Origin of the sequence: Burkholderia aenigmatica, from assembly GCF_902499175.1 — a bacterium.
Lineage (GTDB): Bacteria > Pseudomonadota > Gammaproteobacteria > Burkholderiales > Burkholderiaceae > Burkholderia > Burkholderia aenigmatica.
The window spans coordinates 95696-122616 of record NZ_CABVQC010000006.1 but is presented as its reverse complement, the minus strand read 5'-3'; the positions used below and the strand labels follow the sequence as shown (position 1 = coordinate 122616).

The following is a 26921-nucleotide window of genomic DNA, read 5'->3' as shown; positions in this document are numbered from 1 at the left end:
GGCCTGCCGCCGGCCGCGGGCGCCGTGCCGCGCACGGCTCGCCCGGCTACTTCGCCGCGACCGCCTGGATCTCGACCAGCAGTGCCGGCACGACCAGGCCGCTGACGATCACGACGGTCGATGCGCTCGCATGGCCGCCCAACCGCCGCTCGCGCACGGTGCGATAGAGCGGCACCAGATCCGGACGGGTCAGGAACCCGTCCACCTTGACCAGATCCGACGCCACCATGCCGGCATCGGCCAGCACGGCGAACAGGTTGTCCCAGGCCAGTTCCATTTGCTGCTCGGGATCCTCCGGCACACTGCCGTCGGGCGCGGCCCCGACCTGGCCGGAGATGTGCAGCCAGCGTGCCTGGACCGGCGCCGAGACGCCGTGACTGTAATGGGAAAACGGCTCGGCGACGCCGGCCGGATTATGCAGCTGAAGGGGCATGTTCCTGCTCCACGATCGATTGTCGGGCCCGCCTCGGCCGGTTGTCGGCATCGGCGGATGGAGATGCGATCCGGTCGCGTGTGGCCGTATGCGCGGTCGCATCGCTGCGTTTCCCGCACATCCGGCCGGACCGGACGATGCACTCTACTCCATCTGCGGTTTCCCCATCTCGTCGCGAACGACCGGACGCGTTACCTGCCGGATCCGGGACCGCGGTGCGATGACCGCACGGCAAGCCTGCATCCGGTATTCGGCATTCATCGCCCCCTCCACCACGCAGCGCAGGAGACGGCACCCTGCCCGCCTCCCGCGCACTGAGCCATGCGCCGATCAACGCGCCGCCGTCGGCGGTATCGTCGCGCCCGTCTGCCGGCGCCGATACGCGCTGTCGCGCGTCGCGAGCCAGTAGTACAGCGGCGACGTCAGCGCGAGCCCCACGAGCCACGACAGGTCCGCGCCGCCGAGATGCGCGGGAATCGGGCCTGCATACATCGGCGTGTTCATGAACGGAATCTGCACGAGGATGCCGATCGCATACGCGAGCAGCGCCTGCGGATTGAAGCGGCCGTAGATCCCGCCATCGGCCATGAAGATCGACTTGATGTCGTACTTGCCCTGATGGATCACGTAGAAGTCGATCAGGTTGATCGCCGTCCACGGCACCAGCACGACGAGCAGCGCGAGCACGAGATCGACGAGGTTGCCGACGAAGTTCGTCGACGCGCCGATCGCCGCGTAGCAGCAGGCGACGAAGATCACGACCGACACCACCGCGCGCGCCTTCGCGGTCGGAATCCACTTGTACGCGAACGTCTGCACCGACGTGATCACCGCGAGCACCGCGCCGTACAGGTTCAGCGCGTTGTGGCTGATCACGCTCAGCAGGAACAGCACGAGCATCAGCGGGCCGAGCGGGCCCGTCGCCTGCTTGACCGCATCCATCGTGTCCGCGCCGGCCGGCACCGCGAGCACCGCGACCGCACCGAAGATGAACGCGAGCGTCGAACCAATCGTGCAGCCGAGATAGGTCGCCCAGAACGTCGACGCCACGCCGACGTCCTCCGGCAGATAGCGCGAATAGTCCGACACGTACGGCGCGAATGCGATCTGCCACAACGCCGACAGCGACACCGTCGCGAGCCAGCCCGCGAAATCGAAGCCGCCGCGCGTCAGGAAATCGTCGGTCGTCACGTGCGTGAGGATCATCCAGAAGCCGACAACGATCCCGATGCCGAGCACCCACGTGCCGATCCGGTTCAGGATGTGGATGAACCGGTAGCCGACTATCCCGATCAGCCCCGACCCCACCGCGCCGATCACGATGCCGACCGGCACCGGCACCGACGACGCGATGCCGTGCACCGACTTCCCGGCGAGCACGATGTTCGACGCAAAAAAGCCGACGTACATAACGGCCGCGATCACGGTCACGAGCAGCGCGCCCCACGAACCGAACTGCGCGCGGCTCTGGATCATCTGCGGGATGCCCATCTGCGGCCCTTGCGCCGAATGCAGCGCCATCAGCACGCCGCCGACCGCCTGGCCGACGACGATCGCGACGATGGCCCACATCAAGTTCAGGTGGAAGATCTGCACGCCAAGCGCGCCGGTCACGATCGGCAGCGGCGCGATGTTGCCGCCGAACCAGAGCGTGAACAGGTCGCGCACCTTGCCGTGGCGCTCCGCGGGCGGCACGTAGCCGATCGTGTGCTTCTCTATCATCGGGGACGCATTGCGGTCCACGTTCGTCATGGTGATGTCTCCTGTCCTGCGCGGCGATGCGCGCGTGCCGTGTCAGCCGGCGCGCGTTGGGGGACGCGCCTGCCATCGGGTCCGGATACGCGAGCGACGACGCACCGCGTGCCCGCGCGGCGGTGTCGAACGAAACGGACGATGCGCATGCGGGGACGGAATAACTCTCCCGCCGGCGCATGCACGGCCGCCTCGTGAACGTCGTGATCCAGGTTGGAGACGATGGTGCGCCACGCGCATCGCGGCCGGAAAATACTAAAAATATTTCCGGGACATACGAAAAAGCTCTGCAGCGGACATTTCGGCGCCGGGGAGCTTTCAGGTAAGGTGCTACGCAAACCATGGACAGATAGCGCCCGCGGCGGCACGCCGGGGCCGTGCATCAGAGGTGCTTGTGGCTCACTACACTTTGCGGCAACTGAAATACTTCGTGACGACGGTGGAATCCGGCAGTGTCGCCGAGGCATCGCGTCAGCTCTTCATCGCGCAGCCGTCGATCTCCAGCGCGATCAAGGGGCTGGAGGAAAGCTTCGGCGTGAAGCTGTTCATCCGCCATCACGCGCAGGGCGTGTCGCTCACGCCGAGCGGCACGCGCTTCTACCGGAAAGCGCAGGAACTGCTGCGCATCTCGCACGAGTTCGAGCAGAACGCGCTCGCCGACAACGACGTCATCACCGGGCAGATCGACATCGGCTGCTTCGAGACGGTCGCGCCGCTCTATCTGCCGCAACTGATCGCGGGCTTTCGCGAGCGCTACCCGGGCGTGAACATCCGGCTGCGCGACGGCGACCAGCAGGAACTCGTGCAGGGCCTGACGTCCGGCACGTTCGATCTCGCGCTCATGTACGACCACGACCTCGACGGCACGATCGAGACCGAACCGCTGATGCCGCCGCAGCAGCCGTACGTGCTGCTGCCGGAGAACCACCGGTTCGCGGGCCAGTCGCACGTGTCGTTGCGCGACCTCTGCGTCGAGCCGATGATCCTGCTCGACGTACAGCCGAGCCGCACGTATTTCGTCAGCCTCTTTCACGAACTCGGGCTGACGCCGAACATCGTGTTCGGATCGCCGTCGATCGAGATGGTGCGCGGGATGGTCGGCCAGGGGTTCGGCTTCTCGCTGCTCGTCACGCGCCCGCATTCCGAATACACATACGACGGCCAGCGGGTCGTGACGATCGGCCTCAGCGAAACGGTGAGCCCGTCGGGGCTCGTCAGCGCGCGGCTGAAGCGCGGTCAGCTCACGAAGCAGGCGCAGTCGTTCGTCGATTTCTGCCGCGAACGGCTCGCGCAGATCGTCGCGGAAACGGCGCGATAAGGAACAGGAAAACGCACGCGCCGCGGGATGCGGTGCGTGCGTGTTGGCGGTGGCAATGTCAGACGGGTGTGGAGAGATGCTCAGCCAACCGGGCAAGCATCGCGTCGCAGCCGTGAAGCTGGTCGAGCGTGACGAACTCGTCAGGCTTGTGTCCCTGGTCCATGCTGCCAGGCCCGCACACCACGGTCGGAATGCCGGCCTGCCCGAACAGCCCGCCTTCGGTGCCGAACGCCACCGTCCCGAATGCATCGGAGCCGCTCAGCATCGCGAGCAGCCGCGCGGCTTCGCTGTCCGGCGCGGTCGCGAGCCCCGGATACGCGCCCAGCGGCTGCAGCCGGATGTCGGTATCGGGCTGCACCGCGCGCATCCTCGGCAACAGCTCGGATTCCGCATAGTCCTGCAGCTTCCTCGGCACGTCGTGTGCATCGAAATCCGGCAGTGCCCGCACTTCGAAATCGAACTCGCATTCGGCCGGCACGATGTTCAGCGCGCGGCCGCCCTTGATCAGCCCCGTCTGCACGGTCGAGAACGGCGGATCGAAGCGTTCGTCGTGCCGTTCGGGCCGCGCGAGTGCATCGCCGATCTCGCCGAGACGGCCGATCAGCTTCGCCGCATAGTCGATCGCGTTGACGCCCGACGGTGCGTACGCCGAGTGGCACGCCGCGCCTTTCACGTGGCAGCGCATCGCGAGCTTGCCCTTGTGACCGAGCACCGGCTTCAGTTCGGTCGGCTCGCCGATCAGGCACAGACGCGGCCGGTGCGCGCGCGCGGCCAGTGTGTCGAGCATCGGCCGCACGCCGAGGCAGCCAACTTCCTCGTCGTACGAGAACGCGAGATGCACGGGCACGCTCAGCGGCCGGGCGACGAACGCCGGCACGGCCGCGAGCACCGATGCGATGAACCCCTTCATGTCGGCCGTGCCACGGCCGTACAGGCGGCCGTCGAGCTCGGTCAGCCGGAACGGCTCGACCGTCCACGCCTGCCCGTCGACCGGCACCACGTCGGTATGGCCCGACAGTGCGATGCCGCCGCGATCGCGTGGCCCGATCGTTGCGTACAGGCTCGCCTTCGTGCGTTCCGCGTTGTAGAACAGTTCGCTCTCGACGCCGAGGCCCGCGAGATGGTCGCGGATGAAACCGATCATCTCGAGGTTCGAATCGCGGCTGACCGTCGCGAAACCGATCAGCCGTTCGAGCAGCGTGCGGCTCGACGTGTCATTCATCGCCCGGCACTCCGTAGCTCGGCGCGACGGTCGGGTTCAGCGCGCGCGTCTGGTAGTCCTGCATCTGCGGGCGATACGCCTGCCACAGCGCATCGAGCTGCCCGACCGGATCGGCATCGGCCCAGTCGACGCGCAGGTCGACGATCGGCCAGATCACGTCGCCGGCCACCTTCAGCGCGGCCGAATGCACCGGCCCTGCTTCGCCGCCGGCCGCCATCGCCGCGTGCATCGCGGCCAGCAGGCGATCGGCGAGCAGGCCCGGCGCCTGTGCGAAGGCACGCACCATCGCGTCGATCACGGCCGGCGCGGCCAGCAGATTGCCGGCGGCCACGCACTGTTCGCCGCGCACTGCGTGATGCGTCCCGAGCGCTTCCTTGCCCGTGAAGCACGCCGTCTGCCCCTGCCCGTCGATCGCCGTGACCTGCCGGTACTGGCTCCAGCCGTTCGCACTGAGCGCACGGTCGAGCGCCGCGGCGGGCGCAAGCTGTTCGTGCTCGATCAGGTCGAGGATCTGCGGGCCGAGCGCCGGCAGCGTGATGTTCTGCGTCGCCACGGCGCCGACGCCTGCACGCACCCACGGGCAGCGCGCCCCCACCGCGATGCTCGACGAGCTGATCGCGATGCCGAGCTGGCCCGTCTCCGGGCAGCGCCCGACGATGGAGAAAGTCATGTCGCCTCCTACGCGCGGTTGGGCTGCCAGTTGTCCGGGATCACGGCGATCACGTCGATTTCCATCAGCCACTGCGGCTGGCCGAGTGCCGACACGACGAGCCCCGTCGAAATCGGATACACGCCCTTCAGCCACTTGCCGACCTCCTGGTACACCGGCTCGCGATAGCGCGGGTCGATCAGGTAGGTCGTCGTCTTCACGATGTGCGTGAGGTCGCTGCCGGCTTCCTCCAGCAGCTGCTTGACGTTCTTCATCGCCTGCTCGGCCTGCGCGCGCGGATCGCCGAGGCCGATCAGCTTGCCGTCGAAATCGGTGCCGACCTGGCCGCGCACGTAGACGGTGTTGCCGGCCCGCACGGCCTGGCACAGGTCGTTGTCGAGCGTCTGGTTCGGGTAGGTATCCTTCGTGTTGAACATGCGGATACGGGTATGGGTGGGTTGGCTCATCGAAATCCTTCAGTCGTGAATGTTCACGCCGCCGCACCGGAAGCGAACGCGGTGCGGCAGACGGCATGGAGTCGGTCAGTTCACCGCGTCGGCAAGCGGGTGCGCGTCGGCGTGCGACGCGGCGCCGTCCTGCTCCGGGCGCGACGTCGGGCGGCGCCGCGATGCGTCGTGATATTCGAGGTAGGTGCGCTGTATCGCGATGTGATCGGCGATGTGCCGCGCGTCGTGCCACACGCCCCAGATGAAGCTGGAGCCGCGCCGCGACAGCCACGGCAGCCCGAGGAAATAGATGCCCGGCTCCTTCGACACGCCGCGCTGGTGCTGCGGCTTGCCGTTGTCGGCGAACGCGTCGACCTTCAGCCAGCCATAGTCGACCGCGTAGCCCGTCGCCCAGATGATCGACGTGACGCCCGCGCCGGCAAGGTCGAGCGCGAGGATCGGATGCGCGACGCAGTCGGGGTTCGGCAGGATGCGGCGGGCTTCCGGTTCTTCCGGCAGGTCGAGGCCGTTGCGCGCCGCATAGGCGTCGGCCGCGTCGAGCAGCGACAGGTAGTTCTCGTCGCCGCGCGCAAGATTGATCGCGAGATCGCGTTCGAACACGGCCACGCCGCCGTCGAGCGACTTCGTCAGCCCGACGAGCGTCACGCCCTGGTTCGCGAGCTTGCGGAAATCCACCGTGTGGCCGCCGCGTGCGCCGCTCACAGCGATCGTCACGTGTTCGCGGCCGGGCGTCGCGACTTCCTTGTCCCATTCGCCGAGCACGCCGAGCCACCAGCAGAAGTCGCGGCCGCGATACGCGCGCGGCGGACGATCGTGCGGGCCGACCGACAGGTAGACCTGCCGGCCCGCGCGCTGCAGCTCGTCGGCGATCTGCACGCCCGACGAACCCGCGCCGACCACCAGCACCGCGCCTTCCGGAAGCTGGCCCGGATTGCGATAGTCGGCGGAATGGAGTTGCACGAAGCGCGCGTCGTCCGGCGCGATCGGCGGAATCACCGGGCGCTGGAACGGCCCCGTCGCGACGACCACGCGGTTCGCCTCGATCGTGCCGTCGGACGTCTCGACGACGAACCCCGGCTTGCCCGTATTGCGCACGACCTGCTTCACCTCGACACCGGTGCGGATCGGCGCGTTGAACTTGCGCGCATACGCTTCGAAGTAGTCGGCGACCTGGTCTTTCGACGCGAACGCGTCGGGATCGAGACCATCGAATTCGAGCCCCGGGAAACGGTCGTGCCACGCGGGGCCGTTCGCGACCAGCGAATCCCAGCGCCCCGTGCGCCAGCGTTCGGCGATGCGGTTGCGCTCGAGCACGAGATGCGGTACGCCCAGCTTGCCCAGGTGCTCGCTCATGGCCACGCCGGCCTGACCGGCGCCGACGACGAGCGTATCGATTGAGGTTGTTTCGACTGCCACGGCTGTCTCCTTCTGAAGTGCGGCTCAGTGCGACGCTCGTGCTGTCGCGTGAGTTGGAATGGAGACATTCTGCGGATGCGCAGGCGGGCGCGAAATGATGATTTTTGTTGGTGTTGACGAACAAAAAGCTGGGGATGGCGGGGGTGGTGAGCGTGGCGGTGCCAAGGCTCGCATGGCCGAGCAGCTCCTGCATATCACGGATGTCGGCGCCGGCGTCCAGACCGTGGTTCGCAAAGGTGTGGCGCAGCCAGTGCGTGCTGGCGCGGCGTAGGTCCACGGCCGCGTACGGGTACGCGGTCGCCAGTTGGTCGGCGGGTCGCCTCGCCGCGCGCGCCGCGCCGCGTCGCGATGTCAGTGCGCCTGCGCCGTGGCCGCCGCGTTGCGCGGCTGCCGCAACGCATCGCGCACCACCGGCAAGCTCGAGACGTTCGCGCCGGTGATGTCGAGCGTCGCGCTCGCCACGCAGCCCGTTGGCGTCAACGCCCGACCATCGAGCGTATTGGCCGCGCAGACGATCTGGCTCGGTGCGCAGCTGGGGGCCTGTATCAGGTCGAGCGCCGTGCCGCCGATCGACGTGAGCGTGTTGCGTTCGATGCGGAACTGGCACACGTTGCCGAGCGCGCGGACGCCGGAGTACCGGACGCTGGACAACCGGTTGTCCAGCACGGCGACACGGGTGACCTTGCCGGAGTAGGTGTTCAGGTCGATGCCGGCCATGCCGGTTTCCGGCCGGGGGTTGCCGGGATTGGGCAAGGAGATGTCGGAGATCGTGTTGTTCGACACCACGACGTTGTTCGCGCCGTAGGTGTTGTACCCGTCCTCCTGGCCGACCAGGATGCCGGCTGCCTTCTCCACGCCGCGCACCGTGTTGCCGGTGATGGTCACGTCCGCGCCGCCGACCACCGTGATGCCGCGCCCCCAGTAGTTGCCGGACACATTGTTGTTCCGGACCAGCACGTTGCTGCTGATCGCGCCGTCGGGGATGTAGCTGACGACCGCGATCAGGTCGTCGCCGGTGCCGGTCACCGTGTTGTCCTGCACCAGCACGTTGCGCGAGCCGTAGGTGGTGTGGATGCCGTCCGCGAGCGTGTCGCGCACGTCGTTGCCGACCAGCGCGACGTCCTTGCCGCCGAACACGAACAGCCCGGCACTACTGCCGCCGCGCACCGAGACGTCGAGCACCTGCACGCCGATGCCGGTGACCTCGACCTTGGTGGACTCGGGCGTCGTCAGCCGGGTCGTGCCGGTGCCGACCAGCGTCACGCCGACGAGCGTCGAGTTCTTGCCGCTCATCACGATGGTCTGGTCCTCGCTGCGGGTGGCGCTGAGGGTCGCGCCATAGCCGGAAATCACGACCTGCGGATTCTTCACGGTCAGCGAGCGGCTCACCGCGTACTGCCCGGGCGCGAGCACGAGCCGCTGGCCGGGCTGCAGCGCGTCGAACGCCTGTTGCAGCGCATCGGACTGATCGCTGCCATTGGCAGCCGGATAGACCGTGACGTCGGGGGGCGCGGCGCGCGCGATCTGGAATGACACGGCGCACAGCGCGGCGATAGATACGGCGGCGATTCGGAATGGTCGATTCATATCGGATCTCTTATTGGGTGTGAAGTTGGGTGAAGCGTAATGACGTTATAGGTTGTGAACCTGATGCGTCAGCGCGCCAGGTCACATTAATGGAATCAAGGTGAAGATAATGATGGCGCGCAGAAAAATAACGATTTGGTGAGATCGCAGTGCGGTACTCGAAAATGCGCGCGCGGATTAATGGATTGCGAAGCAATCTGAGCAGAGGAGGTCAATCAGCGCACCTGATTCAGCGAACCTGTCCGCATTTTTGTGGGCAAGGCGGTTGAACAACAGGTTATCCGCGCGCCTGCGTAAACCGCTCGCCGAACAGGATAGCAAACTGGTTCATCGCTGATTTCCAGTCGAAGGCAGCGCGTACCGTTTTGGCCAGCACATTGCGCAGCGCCAGCCAAAGCAGTTTGATCGCGGCCTCGTCATTCGGGAACTGGCCGCGCGTCTTGATGATCTTGCGCAGTTGCATATTCAGGCTCTCAATGGCGTTGGTCGTGTAAACGACCCGTCGAATCTCTGGCGGGAACACGTAGAACGGTACGACGTGCTCCCATGCACGCTGCCACGATTGCACGATGGCCGGATAGGTCCCCAGGACGGAGCAGACTATGTTGCCTTCTCTCCGAGTGCACCCAATTTCCTGATCGACCCGCTTTGGCGCGTCTATCAGTTCTCTCGTGACGGGTTGAACGAAATTGCGGTTGATGCGCTTCCGACCGATCGACAACGCGAGATTGACAGGTTGTCCTGGCGATACTACTGGGGCCCCATCGAAGCCATGTTCGAGAGGGCAGACCGTGACGACGACGTTTCGTATTTCAGCAACTTCTTTCCTGAGAATTGCCTTGATCCGCCACTTCTGTCTCTGCTGGGTGTCAACATACCGGCCAACGATTCGCGAATGATGCCAGCCCCCTATCCGGCGTTTCGCTCAGAGATGCCGTGAGTCCGACCTTGCGCAGCCGCCCGGAAAAGGTGCGCACCTGACACGCGTTCCGCGAACAGGCACAGGGCATAACGTGGCTGGCACGATCGGCAAGGCCGAAGCCATTGCTAACAGCAATCCGCAGGCCTCGCCATCAACATCACAGCGCCGGCGACCTTGCGCCACAGATCGTACCTGCAGGCGATTTCAACACTGCTCATCGGTCTGCCTCCCGGTGCGCGGGAGCAGCCGGATCGCATTCATCCTTGCCCGAGGGCGGCTCATCCTCATCGTCGTCGGATGTCGCCGAACCCCGGCTGGCGAACCATGCGACCAACCCACCCAACGCAAGCAGCGGACCGAAAAACAGGAAATGCTCGATTGCAAAATCGTTCACATCATGCGAACCGTAGCTACCTCCGCTGATCTGGGCCACGGCCTCCAATACCGCAAACGCACCCCAGGCAGTCAGGATCAGACCTCCGGCAAACACCATCGCGACAATCGTCGATTTACGCATTTCTGCTCCGTCAAGCGTTCTCGGAAGCGTTGCCGACACTGACCTGAGGCAGCTTCGCGAACCCCGGGTGATTGGCCTCGTTCCACCACGTCCACGTCACGTCCGCCGACGATACGCCCGGACGCCTGGCCCGTGGATCGGGGAACGTGTCGCCTTGCGTGACGTAGACGTGGCGATACCCCTGGTTGAACGTAGCCGCCCAAGGATGATCGCCCGCCACATCGGCATGCCGAATGCCCGTCACCGGGCACACGCGCGTGCCGCAACTCCGGATCGCCGGTTCGGGAAATCCGGTGGCGCGCACGATGCTCTGCGTGACGCGCGGATGCGACTCCACCGGTCGCGCGGGCATGGGAATCACGTCACCGACATAGTGGAAGAAGATGCGGCCATCCTCTGGCATCAAGCCGGGGCGGCTCCGATCAAACAGTTCCTCCCGCCGGTCATGCATCGGTACCTGAGCCGCATGCGATGCGAAGTGACGTTCGGCGGTCGGATATTTCGGTTGTGCAAGCCGGTATCCGCCGACAGGAGCAGCGGTCGTTTCCGCCTGTGGAGGAACGGCGACCTGCGGCTTCTCCGGCAGCATGTAGCCATCGGGCACGTGCGTGCGACCCGTACGCAGCGACACGGGGTGCACGGCGGACTTGACCGGCGACACCGGCGCGGATGTCACCGCCTTCGCCGCGTCGATCAACGTCTCCTTGTTGCGGTCCCACTTGGGCAGTTTGGCGGGCGGCAGCGGCACCACCTTGTCGAGATTCGGCAGACGCAGGTCGGGGTCGCGCTCCAGGCGATCGGCAAGGACGCTATAACGCTCGGCACGAGCGCGATCCTTCACGCTACCCGCTACCGGATCGCCATCGTCGAACGCACCGAACAAATATGCAGCACTCGTGGCGCTACCGTATTTCACGCCTTCATGCAGAATCCTGAGTGCTCGCGCATTGTCCTCGTCCAGCGACCTGTCGGAGCCAACCAGCGTCGTCCCAAGCGCGTACGCGGCATCTCCGCTACCCTGGGCGAATCCGCATTCAAGCATTTTGAGCGCAATCTTCCGATTCCCCCAGAAGCCGGATTTCGGATCATCGTAGACTGCATCGAGCTTGCTGCCCAAATAAGCCATGGCGCTGGGGCTGCCCTTGTCCGCTGCAAGTTGCCAGAAAGCATAGGCGCGGCTGGCATCCTGTTTTACGCCCATGCCGTCCATGTGATACGTACCCATCAAATCGTAGGCCGCCGGAATACCCAGTTTCATCGCCTGTTCGGTGATCTGCAGGGCATGTTCGGAATCACGATCCACCCCCTCCCCCTGGGCGTAGGCATTCGCCAGATTCAGCATTGCCTTCCAGTGCTTGCGCTCGGCTGCCTTCGTCCACAAATCGACAGCACCCTTGTAATTGCGCTGGTTCGGCCACAACAGCGCGCTGGTGAGCGCCATTGCTTGCTGGTTCCATCGATCGGCCTCTGGATCGAGCGGAGGAACCACGTCAACCTCGTGCTTGCACTCAAATGCTGTGCGATGAGGGTTGAAGGCGGTCAACGACATGTTGCGAGGCAGCGAATCGTTCATTGAGCAGGCTGCACATGCAAGGAACAGGAAAGCAGAAATTAACCGGGTAAAGCCGATACGGTTGGCGGGAGTCGAACGCAATTGATTCAGCACGATTTGGGAAGTCTACTCAGGATAAGCGAACGCCTGTCGCACGCTCATCACGGGACGGATGCTGAAGGAGAAAGCCGGTCGGCGCGGACATCAGTGATGATCCCGTTGATCGGGTACGGCTTCCTCGATCCATCTCGGCTGCACCGCAAGCGGCAACCCCAGAAAGGTGGAGAGCGGAAGATCCGGGCATGAAGACTGACCGGTCAGGTGCCCTTCGCTCCCGGCACAGATGCCTTCCGTCCAATCGATGTTTGCGGTACCAGGACGTGGGCCAGCGCATCCTGGTGACGGCCCCAGTGAAACCGGATCGCACGATTGTTCTGATCGAGCGCGCCAACGAAGGCGCGCAGCATTTCGGTCACGTTCACTTGTCGATAGGGCATTCGGCAACGGCGCTCTCAGACCGCCAGGCCACCTGCGCACTTAATTGTTTGGTCACTGATTTTAAATGCAACGTTCACGCAAAAACAATCGCACGATGCCAGCGGCCGCGCGATCGCGCGACGGAGGATTTGACGAATCCTCAATGAAATACAATTCATTGATTTTATTGATTTTTCCATTCTCCCTGAAGGCCGGCGACAAACGTCTCCGTGTTTGAATGCACGTCGAGCCGGCCATTGCCCGACAATTCTTGACGGTTCTCGGTCTGCCAAGCTGATAGCATGCGCGTCGCACACGACCGATCTGCCCGGGATCGTCGCGCGCCGGGCCGATCCACGTACCGAATGCATGCTCAAACGCAGCACGACGTGGTTGAAGGCCCCGTTGAACCCCGCAACACCCCGGCATCGCCCCGCGCGAACCGTTGCAGCAACCGTTGGAGTGGCGCGCCCCGCGCCTGCAAGCATGAAGAAACCGAAGCAGCCCCCCCGTCCTCCGCACGGCAAAGACCGCACGCCGCTCGCGCGCACCGGCGCGCTGCTGCTGATGGCCGGCCTGCTGTACCTGTTGTGGCCGTCGGCCGAAACCGCCTACCTCGCGATGGAGTCGGTCGTACGCTGACGCAGCACGTCCATCCCCGCACTACGCTATACTCACGCAATGGAAACCCAACCTGCCTCGCCGAACGTGCATTGCTGGTGGCGCGCCTGACCCAGGCGGCCCGTTTCCTTTTGCATGTCCCAAACGTGATGCCGCCAGCGATGGCGGCATTTGCGTTTCTGCAGACACCATGGCTGGCGGCTTCGATAACCCGGAGCAACGACCAACATGACCCGTCCGACCATCCTCACCGGCGACCGCACGACCGGCCCGCTGCACCTCGGCCACTACATCGGCTCGCTGCGCGCCCGCGTGCAAATGCAGCATGAAGCGAAGCAGTTCCTGCTGCTCGCCGACACGCAGGCGCTGACCGACAACATGGGCCGCCGCCAGCGCGTCACCGAGAACGTGATCGAAGTCGCGCTCGACTATCTCGCCGTCGGCATCGATCCGTCGATTTCGACGATCGTCGTGCAGTCGCAGGTGCCCGAGCTTGCCGAGCTGTCGCAATACCTGCTCAACCTCGTCACGGTCGCTCGCCTCGAACGCAATCCGACCATCAAGGAAGAGATCCGCCTGCGCGGCTTCGAGCGCGACATCCCGGCCGGCTTCCTGACCTACCCGGTGAGCCAGGCGGCCGACATCACCGCGTTCAAGGCGACGCACGTGCCGGTCGGCGACGACCAGCTGCCGATGATCGAGCAGACCAACGAACTCGTGCGCCGCTTCAACGCGACCGTCGAGCAACCCGTGCTGGTCGAATGCGAAGCCGTGCTGTCGCCGGTCACACGGCTGCCGGGGATCGACGGCAAGGCAAAGATGAGCAAGTCGCTCGGCAACGCGATCACGCTCGGCTCGACGCCGGACGAGATCACGCAGGCCGTGAAGGACATGTACACGGACCCGAACCACCTGCGCGTGAACGATCCCGGCCAGGTCGAGGGCAACGTCGTGTTCACGTTCCTCGACGCGTTCGAGCCCGACGTGCAGAAGGTTGACGAGTTGAAGGCCCACTACCGTCGCGGCGGGCTCGGCGACAGCGTCGTCAAGCGCGTGCTGAACGAGCGGCTGCAGGCGCTGATCGAGCCGATCCGCGCGCGCCGCCGCGAATTCGAGGCCGACAAGGCCGAAGTGATGGCGATCCTGAAGCGCGGCACGATGCACGCGCGGGATGTCGCCGGCGCGACGCTCGCGGAGGTGAAGGGCGCGATGGGGTTGAACTACTTCGATTGAGCGGCGCAGGCAGAGCGAACCCGCTTCGCGCGCCGGACGGTATCGGCCCGGCGCGCGGCGATCACCACCGCGTCACATGCGCAAGCGAGCGTCGATGCCACCGCAACCGCATCACGACGCGTGCGTCGGCGCGGCCGCGTGACACACCGCTTCCACCCTGTTACCGGCCGGGTCGACGAGAAACGCGCCGTAGTAGTCGCCGTGATAATGCGGCCTCAAGCCGGGTTCGCCGTCGGACTGCCCGCCCGTCGACAGGCCGGCCTTGAAAAACGCATCCACCTGCTCGCGGCTCGCGGCCTTGAAGCACCAGTGCCGCTTGCTCACGCCGACTTCAGCGGGATCGTGATAGACCGCCAGGAAAGTCGACGCGGTGTCGTTCGCATTGCAGCGTTCGCCATAGCCGAGCGCGGTCGGCCGGTCATAGACCTTGGCTGCGCCCAGCGCGGCCATGATGGCATCGTAGAACGGGCGCGCCAGGTCGATATCCGGCACGCTGATTGATACGTGATCAAGCAGTTGCATCGCATCTACTCCGTTGAAGGGCACACGAGTCTACATGAGCGTGGCATTTCGCGCCGAAGTCACCCTGCTGCTCGTGGGCGATACCCGAGCGTCCGCCCCCGCTATCGTTTCCCCGTCATCCACCCACGACACCATGACGCCCCAGGAAACGATCGACCGGATGGAGATCCAGGATCTGCTGACCCGCTATTGCCACGCCGTCGACCGCCACGACCGGCATGAATTCGAGCGCCTCTTCGCAACCCATGCGCCCCTCGACTACACGGCCTTCGGCGGCCCGGTCGGCAGCCGTTCGGAGATTGCCGCCTATCTGGAACAGGTGACGTCGGCGATGCGCGGCACCCGGCACACGATCTCGACGTCGCTGCTGATCATCGACGGCGACGCCGCGACCGCGCGAACGGCCGGCCAGGCGATGATGATCTCGGCCGACGACGCGGGCCGCAACCGCATGTGCTTCGTCGGGCTCTGGTATCGCGACCTGCTGGTGCGAACCGAATGCGGGTGGCGCATCCGGAGCCGCACGCAGGAGCGCAGCTGGTTGCACGATGCGCGGCCGGCCGCAACCGCGTGAACGCCCCGCGCGGCGGTGCCTTACTTCACTTCATCTGCATCAACTGAATCAGGTTCCCGCACGTATCGTCGACGACCGCGACGCGCACGGGCCCGGCGTCCATCGGCTCCAGCGTGAAGCGGACATCGAGCGCCTTGAGCCGCACGAACTCCGCATCGAGATCGTCGACCTGGAACGATGCCGCCGGAATGCCGTCCTCGTACAGCGCCTGCTTGTAAGGCCCGACCGCACGATGGTGGCTCGGCTCGAGCAGCAGCTCGGTGCCGTCCGGCTGATCCTTCGACACCACGGTCAGCCAGCGGTACTCGCCCACCGGCACGTTGTTCTTCAGCTTGAACCCGAGCTTGTCGGTATAGAACGTCAACGCCTTGTCCTGGTCGTCGACAAAAATACTCGTCACGTAGATTCGCATTTCAACCTCTCCTGAAGTGGCAGCCACGCCCCGCCGTTATGCTTCGTCGAAATCGATGACAAACGCATAACCGCCGTCGATCAGCTTGCGCAGGTAGCCGTCGAAGTCGTCGGCGATCACCGCATAGTTGTCGGGATCGTGCAGGTAGCGCACGACCTGCCCGACCTTGCCGCCCGGCGCCGGGTCGAAATCGATGTAGAGCTGCGACGTGCCGCCGTTGTTCACGCAATGCGAGAAGCACAGCCGCCGGCCCAGCGGCAGCGCGATGTCGATGCGCGGATCGACGAGTTCGCCGTCGTCGTTGGCGTCGTCGCCATACATCTCCTCAATGCTGTCGCGGTACGTCGCCCCCTTCTCGAGCATCTGCGCGGCCGACAGCAGGAAATACGGGTATTCGTCGACGTCGGAGCCCAGCACCAGCACCTTGACCGTCGTGCCGTCGTAATCGCGCCTGTAGGTCCCGTCGAGCTTGCCGAGCAATTCGATCAGGCTGGCCGGGCACTGCGGATACACGGCGCGCAGCGCGTCGAGTTGCACGGGCGTCGCGCCCGTGGCAGCGGCAAGCGCCGCATTGTCGTTGTCGGGCAGTGCAGCGCGCAAGCCGGCGAGATAGGTATCGACGAGGGTCATTGCGTCAGGTCCGAAGAACAGTCAAGCGCCATTCTAGCGCCCGACGCGATCCGCCACTTCCGCGCTTGCGCGCCCCCGCCTACGTGATCTGGTACGTCGACGCCGGCACGAATTCCTCCGGCAGCGGGCGATCGCCCAGTTCGAGCACCGACCGCTCGATCGTGCGCGTGATCGCATCGAGCGCCAGCGCATTCGGCGCGAGGCCGAACGGCTCGGCCACCTCGCTCGCGATCGCTTCGAGCGCGATCAGCGTGTACGAGATGAACACGCAGATCAGCGGCGTGAAGAACTCCGTCGAATCGACGAGGCCGAACGGCAGCAGCACGCAATACGCATACACGGTGCGATGCAGCAGCACGCTGTACGAAAACGGGATCGGCGTCGACAGGATGCGTTCGCAACCGCCGACCGATTTGCCGACCTCGTCGAGTTGCGTCTCGACCATCCAGCGGGTCGCGTCGCTGCCGGGCGCGCGGCCCAGCGCACGGACGATGCTGCCGCGCAGCTCGTCGAGGATCGCGACCGGCTTGAAGCATTTGCCTCCAAGCTCCGCCGTACGTTCCGCACCGAGAATGCGCTGCAGGTCTGCGGTCGGATCGGTATGACGAAGCTGATGCTTCAGCGCATAGGTGAGCGCGATCAGCAGGTCGGCCAGCCGGTTGCGCTCGGCGTCGCTCACGCTGTCAGGCAGGTAGCGATTGAACTGCGACGTCAGCGTACGCGCCGCGATCAGCAGGTTGCCCCACAGATGCCGCGCCTCCTTGAAGCGCTCGAAGCTCGCGCTGTTGCGAAACCCGAGAAAGATCGCGAGCGCAAGCCCGAACAGCGTGAACGGCGCGGTGTTGAGCGGGATCTTCTCGCCGAAGATGCGCCCGTTCGTGAAGACCGCCAGCGTGCTGACGATCGCCATGAACACGAGCTGCGGAATGATCGATTGCAGCACGGAGCCGTTCCAGACGAACAGCATCCTGAGCCAGTTTTGTTGTGGTCGGACGATCATGGTGTTTTCTCGACTGCCAAGGGATGCATCAGACGGCGCGCCTGCGCCCGATGCACAACGGCCCGCGCGTGGCGGGCCGCTGTCGGGTGAATGCCGGGCACGTGTGCCGCGTTGCGCGTGATGATACGCCCGCGCCCGCCACGCCCGTCACATCATGCGGCGTTCAGTGATAGCCGCTCAGTGATAGCCGATATCGCCCTCGCGCACCTTGCCGCGGAACACGCGGTACTGCATCGCGTTGTACACGAGGATGATCGGCAGCACGATCACCGTGCCGACGAGCGCGAACTTCTGGCTCGAATGGCTCGACGACGCGTCCCAGATCGTCAGCGACGGCGGCACGATGTTCGGCCAGATGCTGATCACGAGCCCCGTGTAGCCGAGGAACACGAGCGCGAGCGTCAGCAGGAACGGCGTGGCCTCGTGCTCGCGCTTCACCGTGTGGAAGATGCCCCACACGCACGCGACGACGAGGATCGGCACCGGCAGGAACCAGCCGAGGTTGCCGCTGCCGAACCAGCGGTGCGCGACGGCCGGCAGCCCGATCACGGTCCACAGGCTGACCACGCCCATCACGGCGAGCAGCACGCCCGCGAGCGGCTTCATCAGGAGGCGCATCTTGCGCTGCAGTTCGCCGTCGACCTTCAGGATCAGCCAGCCGCAGCCGAGCGTCGCATACGTGACGAGCACGCCGATCCCGCACAGCAGGCTGAACGGCGACAGCCAGTCGAACGGCCCGCCTGCGAACTGGTTGTTCTCGATCTTGATGCCCTGCAGCAGCGAACCGAGCACGATCCCCTGGCAGAACGCGGCGAGCGCGGAGCCGCCGATGAACGCGAGATCCCACATGTGTTGCGTGCGGGTGGCCTTCGCGCGCAGCTCGAACGCCGCACCCCGGAAGATCAGCCCGACCAGCATCAGCACCAGCGGCAGGTAGTTCGCCGGCAGCAGCGTCGAATACACGACCGGAAACGCGCCGTAGAGCCCTGCGCCGCCGAGCACCAGGAACGTTTCGTTGCCGTCCCACACCGGCGCGACGGTGTCGAGCATCACCTGGCGCTCGGCTTTCGCATCGAAGAACGGAAACAGCAGGCCGATACCGAGATCGAAGCCGTCCAGCATCACGTAGATGAACACGCCGAGGCCGATGATCGCGGCCCAAATGACAGGAAGATCGATTTGCATGGCTTACTCCGCTTCGGTCACGTTCAGCGGCGTGGACAGCGCGCTCTTGCGCAGCCCCGGGTGCCGGTGCAGCTCGATATACCCGGCCTGGGCAGCGGGCCCGCGCTTCATCAGTTTCATCATGTAATAGATACCCGTTCCGAACACCAGGAAATACACGACCACGAAGATCAGCAGCGACACGCCGACCTGCTGCGCGCTGAGCGGCGCGACCGAATCGACGGTGCGCAGCACGCCGTACACGGTCCACGGCTGCCGCCCGACCTCGGTCGTGATCCAGCCGGCGAGCAGCGCGAGGATGCCCGACGGCCCCATCGCCACCACGAACCACTGGAACCAGCGCGTTTCATACAGGCGCCCGCCCTTTCTCAGCAGCAGCCCGAGCAGCGCGGTGAGCAGCATCAGCATCCCGAGGCCCGCCATGATCCGGAACGTCCAGAACACGATCGGCGAATACGGGCGATCCTGCGGCGGGAACTCCTTCAGCCCGCGAATCTCGCCGCTCCAGCTGTGCGTGAGGATCAGGCTGCCGAGGTGCGGCACCTGGATCGCATAGTGCGTGGTTTCGGCCTGCATGTCGGGCAGCCCGACGAGGTTCAGCGCGGTGCCGCCCTTCTCGGTTTCCCACAGCCCCTCGATCGCCGCGATCTTCGCCGGCTGGTATTCGCGCGTGTTCAGCCCGTGCGCGTCGCCGACGACGATCTGGATCGGCGCGAGGATCAGCAGCATCCACAGCGCCATCGAGAAGCTGCGCTTCACCGGCTCGTCACGGCGCCCCTTGAGCAGGTGCCACGCGCCGCACGCGGCGACGATGAAGCCCGCGACGATGAATGCCGCAATCGTCATATGTACGAGGCGGTACGGGAACGACGGGTTGAAGATGATCTTGAACCAGTCGACCGGCACGACGAGGCCGTTCTCGATCTTGTAGCCCTGCGGGGTCTGCATGAAGCTGTTCGACGCGAGAATCCAGAACGTCGAGATCAGCGTGCCGACCGCGACCATCAGCGTCGCGAAGAAGTGCGCGCGCGGGCTCACGCGCTGCCAGCCGAACAGCATCACGCCGAGGAAACCGGCTTCGAGGAAGAACGCCGTCAACACTTCATACGTGAGCAGCGGGCCCGTGATGTTGCCCGCGACGCGCGAGAAGCCGGCCCAGTTGGTGCCGAACTCGTACGCCATCACGACGCCGGAGACCACGCCCATCCCGAAGCCGATCGCGAAGATCTTCGACCAGAACTGGAACATGGATTTGTAGGCGGCATCGCCGGTGACGAGGTAGCGCCATTCCAGCACCGCCAGGAAGCTCGCCATGCCGATGCTGATCGCGGGAAACACGATGTGGAACGACACCGTGAACGCGAATTGCAATCGGGCGAGATGGAACGCATCGAAGATTTCCATGACCGTAATTTGCTCGTGGTTGTGAGGACGTACGCCCGAAGCAGGAAATCGCGCGACGGCTTGGCGACAACACATGCGAACACAAACGGTCACTCGCATGGCATCGAAGCGTGAATGACGATATCGCGTTTGCAACGATACTCGCAATCGTTCGAACGTGCGCTGAAACTGTGCTGCTTCCGTTGCCGAAGATGTGTGCCCGGAAAACACATTTCGTGCCTGCGGGATGGTCAGCTGTACTGCTTTCCGCGTTGCAGCGCTGTACATCCGGCGCACCTTTCATCCCCGTTAACATCCGACTCAACGCCTGCCCGCGGCCACGGCGCGCCCCTCGGCCGCGCCCGCCCGGCAGCATCGAATCCCCTGGTCGGGCATCCGCGCCCGACCCGGCCGGCCCGCCGGCCGATCCGCCTGGAGAAAACCGCATGGAGTCCTGCATCCGCCGCGACGATCCGACCGGCAGCACCGCGTGTCATGTGACACGTCACCGTGCCGGCGAAGCGCGCGACACCGTCGACCGCGTCGTCGACGAAACGCCGGTTGCACTCGTGTTCAACGATATTGCGCACACGGTGATGATGGCGACCCCGATCGACCTCGACGTGTTCGGCCTGGGTTTTGCGCTGAGCGAAGGCATCGTCGAGCGCGCGTCGGACGTTTTCGATATCGAAAGCGAATGCCGGCCCGGCAGCGCCGAAGTGCGGCTGACCGTGTCGCAGCAGGCGTTCATGGCGATGAAGGCGCACCGGCGCGCGCTGGCCGGCCGCACGGGCTGCGGCGTGTGCGGGATCGAAAGCATCGCGCAGCTCGACCTGCACCCGCCGCGCATCGCCGCTGCCGGCACCGCAGCCGGTATCGGCGCGGACGCGATCGCCCGCGCCGCGCGCACGTTGCCGGCCCATCAGGCGCTGATGCGCGAGACGGGCGGCATTCACGCGGCCGCCTGGTGCGATCGCGACGGCGCCGTGCTCGACGTGTTCGAGGACGTCGGCCGCCACAACGCGCTCGACAAGCTGATCGGCCGGCTCGCGCGGCGCCGCGCGAACCTGCACGACGGCTTCGTGTTCCTGTCGAGCCGCGCAAGCTATGAACTGGTGCGCAAGGCCGCGCGGGTCGGCATCCCGATGATCGCGACGATCTCGGCGCCGACGTCGCTCGCGATCGACGTCGCCCGCGAAGCGGGCGTGCGGCTGCTCGGCTTCTGCCGCAACGACGGTTTCGTCGAGTACGTGTCGCCCGACGCCGTTCAACCTGATCAACCGGCGCTCGCTCAAGCGCATCCGGCTCTCTCCCGATGAAACCCCTTACCGATTTCGATACCGCGCAGCAGCATTTCGCCAGCGCGTTCGCGCCGCTCGAGGCCACGATCTCCCTCCCGGTCGCGGAAGCCGCCGGCCACGTGCTGGCCGCGCCGCTCACCGCCGTGCTCGACCAGCCGCCGGCCGACCAGAGCGCAATGGACGGCTACGCCGTGCGTCACGCGGATCTCGCACTGGGCGAGCCGCTGCACGTCGCCCAGCGCTGCTATGCAGGCGACACCCCGGCGCCGCTGGCCCCGCGCACGGCGGCACGCATCTTCACCGGCAGCATGATTCCGCCGGGCGCGGACACCGTCGTGATGCAGGAACATGCACGCGAGCAGGACGGCTGGGTCGCGTTCGACGCGCCGCAGCGCAGCGGCTCGCACATCCGCCGCCGGGGCGAGGAAGTGCGCGCCGGCGACCTGCTCGTGCCGGCCGGCGTGCGGATGGGCGCGATGCATGTCGGCGTGGCCGCCGCGCAAGGGTTCGCGCGCGTCGACGTGCGCCGGGCGCTGCGCGTCGGCATCCTGACGACCGGCGACGAACTCGTCGCGTGCGGGCAGCCCCGCGCGCCGCAACAGATTTACAACAGCAATGCGCCGATGCTCGCCGCGCTGGTGTCGGGAACCGGCGCCGAGGTCGCGATGAGCCTGCATGCGGCCGACACCGCGCCCGCCGTCGATCGTGCGCTGCGCGATCTGCACGCGGGCTGCGACCTCGTGATCTGCGTCGGCGGCGCGTCGGTCGGCGACAAGGATCTGCTGCGCCCCGCGCTTGACGCGCTCGGCGCCTCGTTCATCGTCGCCGGCGTGCGCATGAAGCCGGGCAAGCCGGTTGCACTCGCCCGGCTCGACATGCAACCGGTGGTGCTGCTGCCCGGCAATCCGGGCGCCGCGATGACCGCGTTCGCGCTGTTCGTCGCGCCGCTGATCCGCCGCCTGCAGGGGCGCAGCGCACGCCTGCCGATCGTGCCGTCGCTGCCGATCGACGGCGACTTCGAACCGGATGCGCAGCGCGAGCGCTTCGTGCGCGTGCACTGCACCGTCGGCCTCGACGGCATGCCCGCCCTCGACACGCTGCGCCAGCAAGGCGCCGGCACGCTGCAGTCGCTCGTGCAGGCGAGCGGACTGGCCCGGCTGCCGGCCGGGCAGCGCATCGCGTGCGGCGACGCGGTACCGTATTACGAATTCACGCACTGGCTCGCATGATCGCGACGCCGGACACGCGCCCGATCCGCGCCCTTCGCCAGACAGGCCACGCAGGCCGCACCGGCCGCGCGCCGAACTGTATTCCTGCAATTCGGGCGCGATTGTGTCCCTGCCGGAAAAACCCGGCGGACTATCCTCACGAAGAGGCTCGTCACGCGCCGTGCGCCTGCCCATCCGCACACGCACGGCCGACCGGCGACGCCCCATCGCTTACTTCTTGCAGGCCGACGAACCGATCGTGAATGCCATCGTTTCCGCCGCGCCGGCCGCTGCCGCACTTTCCGGCGGCGCATCGCCCGGCGCTTTCCCCCGCACGACCGACACGCTCGGCCGCCCGCTGCGCGACCTGCGCCTGTCCGTGATCGACCAGTGCAATTTCCGCTGCGGCTACTGCATGCCGCGCGAAAGCTTCGGCGCCGACTATGCATTCATGCCGTCGTCCGAACGGCTGTCGTTCGCGCAACTGGAAAAGATCGCCCGCGCGTTCACGTCGCTCGGCGTCGAGAAGATCCGCATCACGGGCGGCGAACCGCTGCTGCGCCGCAACCTCGAAGCGTTGATCGAACGCCTCGCCGCGCTGACGACCGTCGACGGCAAGCCCGTCGAAATCGCACTGACGACCAACGGCTCGCTGCTGGCCGCGAAGGCGCGCACGTTGCGCGACGCGGGGTTGTCGCGCGTGACCGTCAGCCTCGATGCGCTCGACGACGCGGTGTTCCGCCGGATGAGCGATGCCGACGTGCCCGTGTCGCGCGTGCTGGCCGGCATCGAGGCCGCGCAGGCGGCAGGGCTCGCGCCGGTCAAGGTCAACGCGGTGATCGAGCGCGGCGTGAACGACGACCAGATCCTGCCGCTCGTGCGCCACTTCCGTCATACCGGCGTGGCCGTGCGCTTCATCGAGTACATGGACGTCGGCGGCGCGAGCTTCTGGTCCGGCGACAAAGTCGTGCCGGCCGCACGGATGCGCGAAACGATCGACGAACACTATCCGCTCGTGCTCGTCGGCGAACCGGCGCACGACGCGACCGCGATCCGTTGCGCACACATCGACGGCGCCGGCGAGGTCGGCTTCATCGCGAGCGTGTCGCATCCGTTCTGCGGCACCTGTTCGCGCGCCCGCGTGTCGGCCGACGGCAAGCTCTATACGTGCCTGTTCGCGACGCAAGACACCGACCTGCGGCCGTGGCTCGACGACGCAGCATCGACCGCCGACCTCGCCGCCGCCGTGCGCGATCGCTGGACACACCGCGACGACCGTTATTCCGAGCGCCGGGCCGCACGGCCGGCCCGCGCGCCGGGCAAGACCTATCCGACCGTGCGCATGTCGCTGGTCGGCGGCTGAGGGGCCGCCGCGCGACACAGAACGCACCGCCTACAGGAGAACCTGTCATGACGACCTTCACCGAATCCCGTGCCGGGCTGCCGGACGATCCGTTGCACGCCGGCGGCCCCGCTCCCGACGGCGCGACCGAGCCGCACCCCGAGCCGCCACCATCGATAACCGCCGGCTTCGAAGTGCGCGTGCAGTACGCGCCGATCGACGCCGGCGCCGAGCTCGCGCCGATCGTTCGTAATCCGAATGTCGGCGCGGTCGTGAATTTCCTCGGCGTCGTGCGCAACGAAGGCGACGTCGACGATGTCGTCGCGCTCGAGGTCGAGCACTATCCGACGATGACCGAACAGGCCCTGTGGAGCATCGTCGAGGAAGCCAGCGCGCGCTGGCAGCTCGAAGCGATCAAGATCGTGCATCGTGTCGGGCGCATTCCGCTCGGCCAGGCGGTCGTGCTGGTCGTGGTGGCGGCCGCGCATCGCGGGTCCGCGTTCGATGCGTGCGAATTCCTGATGGACTTCCTGAAGACCCATGCACCGTTCTGGAAGAAGGAGATCCGCCACGACGGCGTATCCGGCTGGGTCGAGGCGAAGGCGCACGACGACCAGGCGATGCGGCGCTGGGGTTGACGTGCGCGCTGCGCGTGTTCCGATTCCGCCGATTCCTTTCAAGACATCGCGATGAAACTGACGATCAAATACTTTGCAAGCATTCGCGAACAACTCGATCGCGACGAGGAAATCGTCGAGATCGAGGCGCGCGAACTCACCGTCGACGCGCTGCGCAGTACGCTGGCAGCACGCGACGCGCGCAGCGCGGAAGCGCTGCGAATGGACCGGCCCGTGCGCGCGGCCGTCAATCTCGAGATGGTGACGGGCGGCTTCGTCGTGCGGGAGGACAGCGAGGTGGCATTTTTTCCGCCGGTGACGGGCGGGTAACGCCGCACCGCCCCCGGCAAGCACGGCATCGCCGTTCGCCACGCATCACTCTCCCGTGGCGGCGCGACGAAATTCCGACGGCGACCTGCCCTCCCAGCGGATGAAGGCACGCCGGAAATTGCCGAGGCTGTCGTAGCCGAGCAGAAACGCGATTTCCTGCAGGCTGAGCTTGCTCGACCTCACGCTCTCGCGCGCCAGCGTATGGCGCACGCCTTCGAGGATCTCGCGATACGACGTTCCGTCGTCGGCCAGGCGCCGATGCAACGTGCGCGGCGTCATGTTCAGCAGCTGGGCGGTCTGCTGTTGCGACGGGAACGCGCCCACCTTCTCGAGCATCAGCCGCCGGACCCTGGACGGCAGCGTATGCTGCCGGGTCAGGTTCGCGAGTTCGGTCTGGCAGATGTGCACCGCCTCCGTCAACGCGCGCGCATTGCTGCTGTCGAGCGGCCGGTCCAGATCGGTGGCCCGGAAATCCAGGCCCGTCCAGTTCAGGCCGTAACGGACGTCGCAACCGAACAGGTCCCTCGCCAGATTCGCGTAGTCCGGCACATCGAACGGGAGCGCCACGAACGATGCCGAACTCGCACCGCGCGTGATGTAGTCGAGCAGGTTCTTGATCGTCAGCACGATCGCTTCCATCACCGGCTGCCGGATGCCGTCGAGCGGATGGCGCTCGACGAACACGAGCCGCACATGTTCGCCCGCGACCTCGAGCTTCGCGGAAACGAGCGAGGTCCGCACCTGCACGAAACGCTCGATGAGTTCGAGTGCCTGTCTCGGCGTCACGCTGTTGGTGATCGCATAGCCGAGTATCCCGTGGCTGCCGATACGCAGCCGTTCCCCGACGAGCAGCCCGAACGCCGGCTCGCCGGTTGCATCGATCGCGTCGCTCACCAGCCGCTTGAACGCGTCGAACGAAAAATCCTGGACCGTCAGTTCGCCGTTGGCGCCCGGCCGCTGCAACTGCACGAACCAGTCGGGCAAACGCGCGCCCATTCGGACGACCTGATCCGAGATCTGGAGCGCGTACTGCGGTTGAAGAAAAAAGTCCGTCTCGGACATGTCGGACATCCTCGTTGCGTGACGGACATTAATTGACCGCAAATGCGCCATCGATGTCAATTCGAGCACTCCCGGAAACGTGGCCGGTTCCCTACGATGAACGCACCTCAATCGTACCGACCGGAAGGGAATATGCTCAGCTTCCTGACAAAGCCCAAGACTGTGACGGCCGTCGTCAACGATCGCGCGATCGCGGTTCAACCGGGTGAAACGCTGTTGCAGGCGGCATTGCGCCAGGGAATCGACTTTCCACACAGCTGCCGGGTCGGCGGGTGCGCGACGTGCAAGTGCAGGTTGATCGACGGTCGCGTGAAGGAGCTCACGCAGACCGGGTACATCCTGTCGGACGACGATCTCGACCAGGGGTTCATCCTGGCCTGCCAGAGCGTCCCGCGAACCGACGTGACCGTCGCCGTCGACATGAGCCGTGACGGCGCGCGACGCACGGTCGGCGGCCGCGTGATCGGCCAGGACCGGCTGACGCACGACATCCTGCGGCTGCGCATCCAGCTCGACGAATCGCTGCCGTACAAGGCCGGGCAGCATGCACGCCTGTCCCTCGCGTCGTTGCCCGGCGAGGCCCGCAGCTACTCGTTCGCGACGGGCGTGCGGCCGGATGCGCAGGCGGTGTTTTTCGTGCGAAGGGTGCCCGGCGGCGTGTTTTCCGGTCATGTGCACGAACAGGACGTCGTCGGCAAGACGGTGACCGTCGAAGGTCCGCTCGGCGACTTCTGGATGCGCGCCGCCGCCGCCCCGCTGATCCTGATTGCCGGCGGCAGCGGCCTCGCGCCTGTCCTGTCGCTGCTGGAAGACGGCGCGGCGGCGCGCGTGGCGCGGCCGGTCACGCTGCTGTTCGGCGCACGCGCGCAGCGCGACCTGTACGCGCTCGACACGATTTCCGATCTGGCCCGTCGCTGGCACGACCGCTTCGATTTTCTGCCGATCCTGTCCGAAGAGCCGCTCGATTCGTCGTGGCGAGGCGCACGCGGGCTGGTGACGAACGGCATCGCCGACGATCTGCCGGCGGACGCACATGCGTACCTGTGCGGGCCGCCTCCGATGATCGACGCGGCAACCGGCGCGCTGCTCGCGCGCGGCCTGTCCCACGCGCACATTCACGCCGACCGGTTCACGACGCAGCACGACACGCAGGCAATCGCGTGAATTTCAATACCAACCCGGAGGAGGA

The 26921-nt window shown here is 66.0% G+C and carries 28 protein-coding genes and 1 pseudogene; 10 read left to right on the top strand and 19 right to left on the bottom strand.

The features are described 5' to 3' along the window. Window positions 1-46: 46 nt before the first annotated feature. A complete protein-coding gene (locus BDO18943_RS06570) occupies window positions 47-433 on the bottom strand; it encodes a RidA family protein (protein ID WP_175021718.1) in 387 nt (128 codons plus the stop codon). 330 nt (window positions 434-763) lie between these two features. Then, complete coding sequence (locus BDO18943_RS06565; RefSeq protein WP_175021717.1) at window positions 764-2185, bottom strand: purine-cytosine permease family protein; 1422 nt, start codon at window positions 2183-2185, stop codon at window positions 764-766. Between the two features lie 394 nt (window positions 2186-2579). On the opposite strand from BDO18943_RS06565, the gene BDO18943_RS06560 reads away from it, so the two are divergent. After that, on the top strand, window positions 2580-3503 hold the full coding sequence (locus tag BDO18943_RS06560) for a LysR substrate-binding domain-containing protein (protein ID WP_043192025.1): 924 nt from the start codon (window positions 2580-2582) through the stop codon (window positions 3501-3503). Between the two features lie 58 nt (window positions 3504-3561). On the opposite strand, the gene argE is transcribed toward BDO18943_RS06560, so the two are convergent. The 10 genes and pseudogenes from argE to BDO18943_RS42555 all read right to left on the bottom strand — a co-directional run bounded on the left by argE (window position 3562) and on the right by BDO18943_RS42555 (window position 12311). Next, window positions 3562-4725, bottom strand: coding sequence for an acetylornithine deacetylase (gene argE, locus BDO18943_RS06555; RefSeq protein WP_175021716.1), 1164 nt, complete (start codon window positions 4723-4725; stop codon window positions 3562-3564). Further along, window positions 4718-5395 carry a DUF1028 domain-containing protein gene (locus BDO18943_RS06550; protein ID WP_175021774.1) on the bottom strand — a complete coding sequence of 226 codons (678 nt, stop codon included), beginning with the start codon at window positions 5393-5395 and terminating at the stop codon, window positions 4718-4720. Before BDO18943_RS06550 ends, argE begins: the two co-directional genes overlap by 8 nt. Window positions 5396-5403: 8 nt before the next feature. Continuing rightward, on the bottom strand, window positions 5404-5841 hold the full coding sequence (locus BDO18943_RS06545) for a RidA family protein (RefSeq protein WP_011349682.1): 438 nt from the start codon (window positions 5839-5841) through the stop codon (window positions 5404-5406). Window positions 5842-5916: 75 nt separating this feature from the next. Continuing rightward, window positions 5917-7257, bottom strand: coding sequence for a flavin-containing monooxygenase (locus tag BDO18943_RS06540; protein WP_175021715.1), 1341 nt, complete (start codon window positions 7255-7257; stop codon window positions 5917-5919). Window positions 7258-7465: 208 nt separating this feature from the next. After that, window positions 7466-7534 (bottom strand): annotated as a pseudogene (locus BDO18943_RS42945) (tyrosine-type recombinase/integrase); the annotation flags it as partial. 74 nt (window positions 7535-7608) lie between these two features. Then, window positions 7609-8844, bottom strand: coding sequence for a right-handed parallel beta-helix repeat-containing protein (locus tag BDO18943_RS06530; RefSeq protein WP_175021714.1), 1236 nt, complete (start codon window positions 8842-8844; stop codon window positions 7609-7611). 277 nt (window positions 8845-9121) lie between these two features. Beyond that, window positions 9122-9565: a transposase gene (locus tag BDO18943_RS06525; RefSeq protein ID WP_265328598.1), complete on the bottom strand. Its 444-nt coding sequence runs from the start codon at window positions 9563-9565 to the stop codon at window positions 9122-9124. Window positions 9566-9980: 415 nt separating this feature from the next. Further along, entirely contained in the window at window positions 9981-10283 is a 303-nt protein-coding gene (locus tag BDO18943_RS06520) for a hypothetical protein (RefSeq protein WP_175021713.1), read from the bottom strand. A gap of 10 nt (window positions 10284-10293) precedes the next feature. Beyond that, window positions 10294-11625 (bottom strand): tetratricopeptide repeat protein, encoded by a 1332-nt coding sequence (locus tag BDO18943_RS06515; RefSeq protein WP_407649793.1) that lies wholly within the window; start codon window positions 11623-11625, stop codon window positions 10294-10296. Between the two features lie 527 nt (window positions 11626-12152). Then, window positions 12153-12311: a hypothetical protein gene (locus tag BDO18943_RS42555; RefSeq protein WP_226215115.1), complete on the bottom strand. Its 159-nt coding sequence runs from the start codon at window positions 12309-12311 to the stop codon at window positions 12153-12155. A gap of 487 nt (window positions 12312-12798) precedes the next feature. Here BDO18943_RS42555 and BDO18943_RS06505 point away from each other — a divergent pair, with 487 nt between their 5' ends. Together BDO18943_RS06505 and trpS are read left to right on the top strand one after the other, a co-directional pair. Continuing rightward, on the top strand, window positions 12799-12954 hold the full coding sequence (locus tag BDO18943_RS06505) for a hypothetical protein (protein WP_175021711.1): 156 nt from the start codon (window positions 12799-12801) through the stop codon (window positions 12952-12954). Between the two features lie 207 nt (window positions 12955-13161). Continuing rightward, entirely contained in the window at window positions 13162-14166 is a 1005-nt protein-coding gene (gene trpS / locus BDO18943_RS06500; RefSeq protein ID WP_175021710.1) for a tryptophan--tRNA ligase, read from the top strand. 111 nt (window positions 14167-14277) lie between these two features. Here trpS and BDO18943_RS06495 read toward each other — a convergent pair whose 3' ends face one another. Further along, complete coding sequence (locus BDO18943_RS06495) at window positions 14278-14688, bottom strand: VOC family protein (protein WP_175021709.1); 411 nt, start codon at window positions 14686-14688, stop codon at window positions 14278-14280. 34 nt (window positions 14689-14722) lie between these two features. On the opposite strand from BDO18943_RS06495, the gene BDO18943_RS06490 reads away from it, so the two are divergent. Beyond that, a complete protein-coding gene (locus tag BDO18943_RS06490; protein WP_210771944.1) occupies window positions 14723-15262 on the top strand; it encodes a nuclear transport factor 2 family protein in 540 nt (179 codons plus the stop codon). A 25-nt stretch (window positions 15263-15287) separates the two neighbouring features. Here the strand turns inward: BDO18943_RS06490 and BDO18943_RS06485 are convergent, their stop codons facing one another. The 5 genes from BDO18943_RS06485 to BDO18943_RS06465 all read right to left on the bottom strand — a co-directional run bounded on the left by BDO18943_RS06485 (window position 15288) and on the right by BDO18943_RS06465 (window position 19893). Further along, window positions 15288-15674: a VOC family protein gene (locus tag BDO18943_RS06485; protein ID WP_175021707.1), complete on the bottom strand. Its 387-nt coding sequence runs from the start codon at window positions 15672-15674 to the stop codon at window positions 15288-15290. A 36-nt stretch (window positions 15675-15710) separates the two neighbouring features. Then, window positions 15711-16304, bottom strand: a complete 594-nt coding sequence (locus BDO18943_RS06480; protein WP_175021706.1) for an SMI1/KNR4 family protein — start codon at window positions 16302-16304, stop codon at window positions 15711-15713. A 79-nt stretch (window positions 16305-16383) separates the two neighbouring features. Continuing rightward, on the bottom strand, window positions 16384-17304 hold the full coding sequence (locus BDO18943_RS06475; RefSeq protein ID WP_175021705.1) for a bestrophin family protein: 921 nt from the start codon (window positions 17302-17304) through the stop codon (window positions 16384-16386). Window positions 17305-17481: 177 nt separating this feature from the next. Further along, on the bottom strand, window positions 17482-18489 hold the full coding sequence (gene cydB, locus BDO18943_RS06470; RefSeq protein ID WP_043192049.1) for a cytochrome d ubiquinol oxidase subunit II: 1008 nt from the start codon (window positions 18487-18489) through the stop codon (window positions 17482-17484). Window positions 18490-18492: 3 nt separating this feature from the next. Then, window positions 18493-19893 carry a cytochrome ubiquinol oxidase subunit I gene (locus tag BDO18943_RS06465; RefSeq protein WP_043192051.1) on the bottom strand — a complete coding sequence of 467 codons (1401 nt, stop codon included), beginning with the start codon at window positions 19891-19893 and terminating at the stop codon, window positions 18493-18495. A gap of 425 nt (window positions 19894-20318) precedes the next feature. Here BDO18943_RS06465 and fdhD point away from each other — a divergent pair, with 425 nt between their 5' ends. The 5 genes from fdhD to BDO18943_RS06440 all read left to right on the top strand — a co-directional run bounded on the left by fdhD (window position 20319) and on the right by BDO18943_RS06440 (window position 24670). Next, window positions 20319-21191: a formate dehydrogenase accessory sulfurtransferase FdhD gene (gene fdhD / locus BDO18943_RS06460; protein WP_175021773.1), complete on the top strand. Its 873-nt coding sequence runs from the start codon at window positions 20319-20321 to the stop codon at window positions 21189-21191. Beyond that, entirely contained in the window at window positions 21188-22402 is a 1215-nt protein-coding gene (locus BDO18943_RS06455) for a molybdopterin molybdotransferase MoeA (RefSeq protein WP_175021704.1), read from the top strand. Before fdhD ends, BDO18943_RS06455 begins: the two co-directional genes overlap by 4 nt. 217 nt (window positions 22403-22619) lie before the next feature. Then, a complete protein-coding gene (gene moaA / locus BDO18943_RS06450; RefSeq protein WP_175021703.1) occupies window positions 22620-23744 on the top strand; it encodes a GTP 3',8-cyclase MoaA in 1125 nt (374 codons plus the stop codon). Between the two features lie 47 nt (window positions 23745-23791). Next, the gene (locus BDO18943_RS06445; protein WP_043192060.1) at window positions 23792-24361 is read left to right on the top strand and encodes a molybdenum cofactor biosynthesis protein MoaE; all 570 of its coding nucleotides are present in this window, start codon (window positions 23792-23794) and stop codon (window positions 24359-24361) included. A 51-nt stretch (window positions 24362-24412) separates the two neighbouring features. Next, window positions 24413-24670 (top strand): MoaD/ThiS family protein, encoded by a 258-nt coding sequence (locus BDO18943_RS06440; protein ID WP_175021702.1) that lies wholly within the window; start codon window positions 24413-24415, stop codon window positions 24668-24670. Window positions 24671-24715: 45 nt separating this feature from the next. On the opposite strand, the gene BDO18943_RS06435 is transcribed toward BDO18943_RS06440, so the two are convergent. Further along, complete coding sequence (locus BDO18943_RS06435) at window positions 24716-25732, bottom strand: AraC family transcriptional regulator (RefSeq protein ID WP_175021701.1); 1017 nt, start codon at window positions 25730-25732, stop codon at window positions 24716-24718. A gap of 132 nt (window positions 25733-25864) precedes the next feature. Here BDO18943_RS06435 and BDO18943_RS06430 point away from each other — a divergent pair, with 132 nt between their 5' ends. Then, on the top strand, window positions 25865-26896 hold the full coding sequence (locus BDO18943_RS06430) for a 2Fe-2S iron-sulfur cluster-binding protein (RefSeq protein WP_175021700.1): 1032 nt from the start codon (window positions 25865-25867) through the stop codon (window positions 26894-26896). Window positions 26897-26921 lie beyond the last annotated feature (25 nt).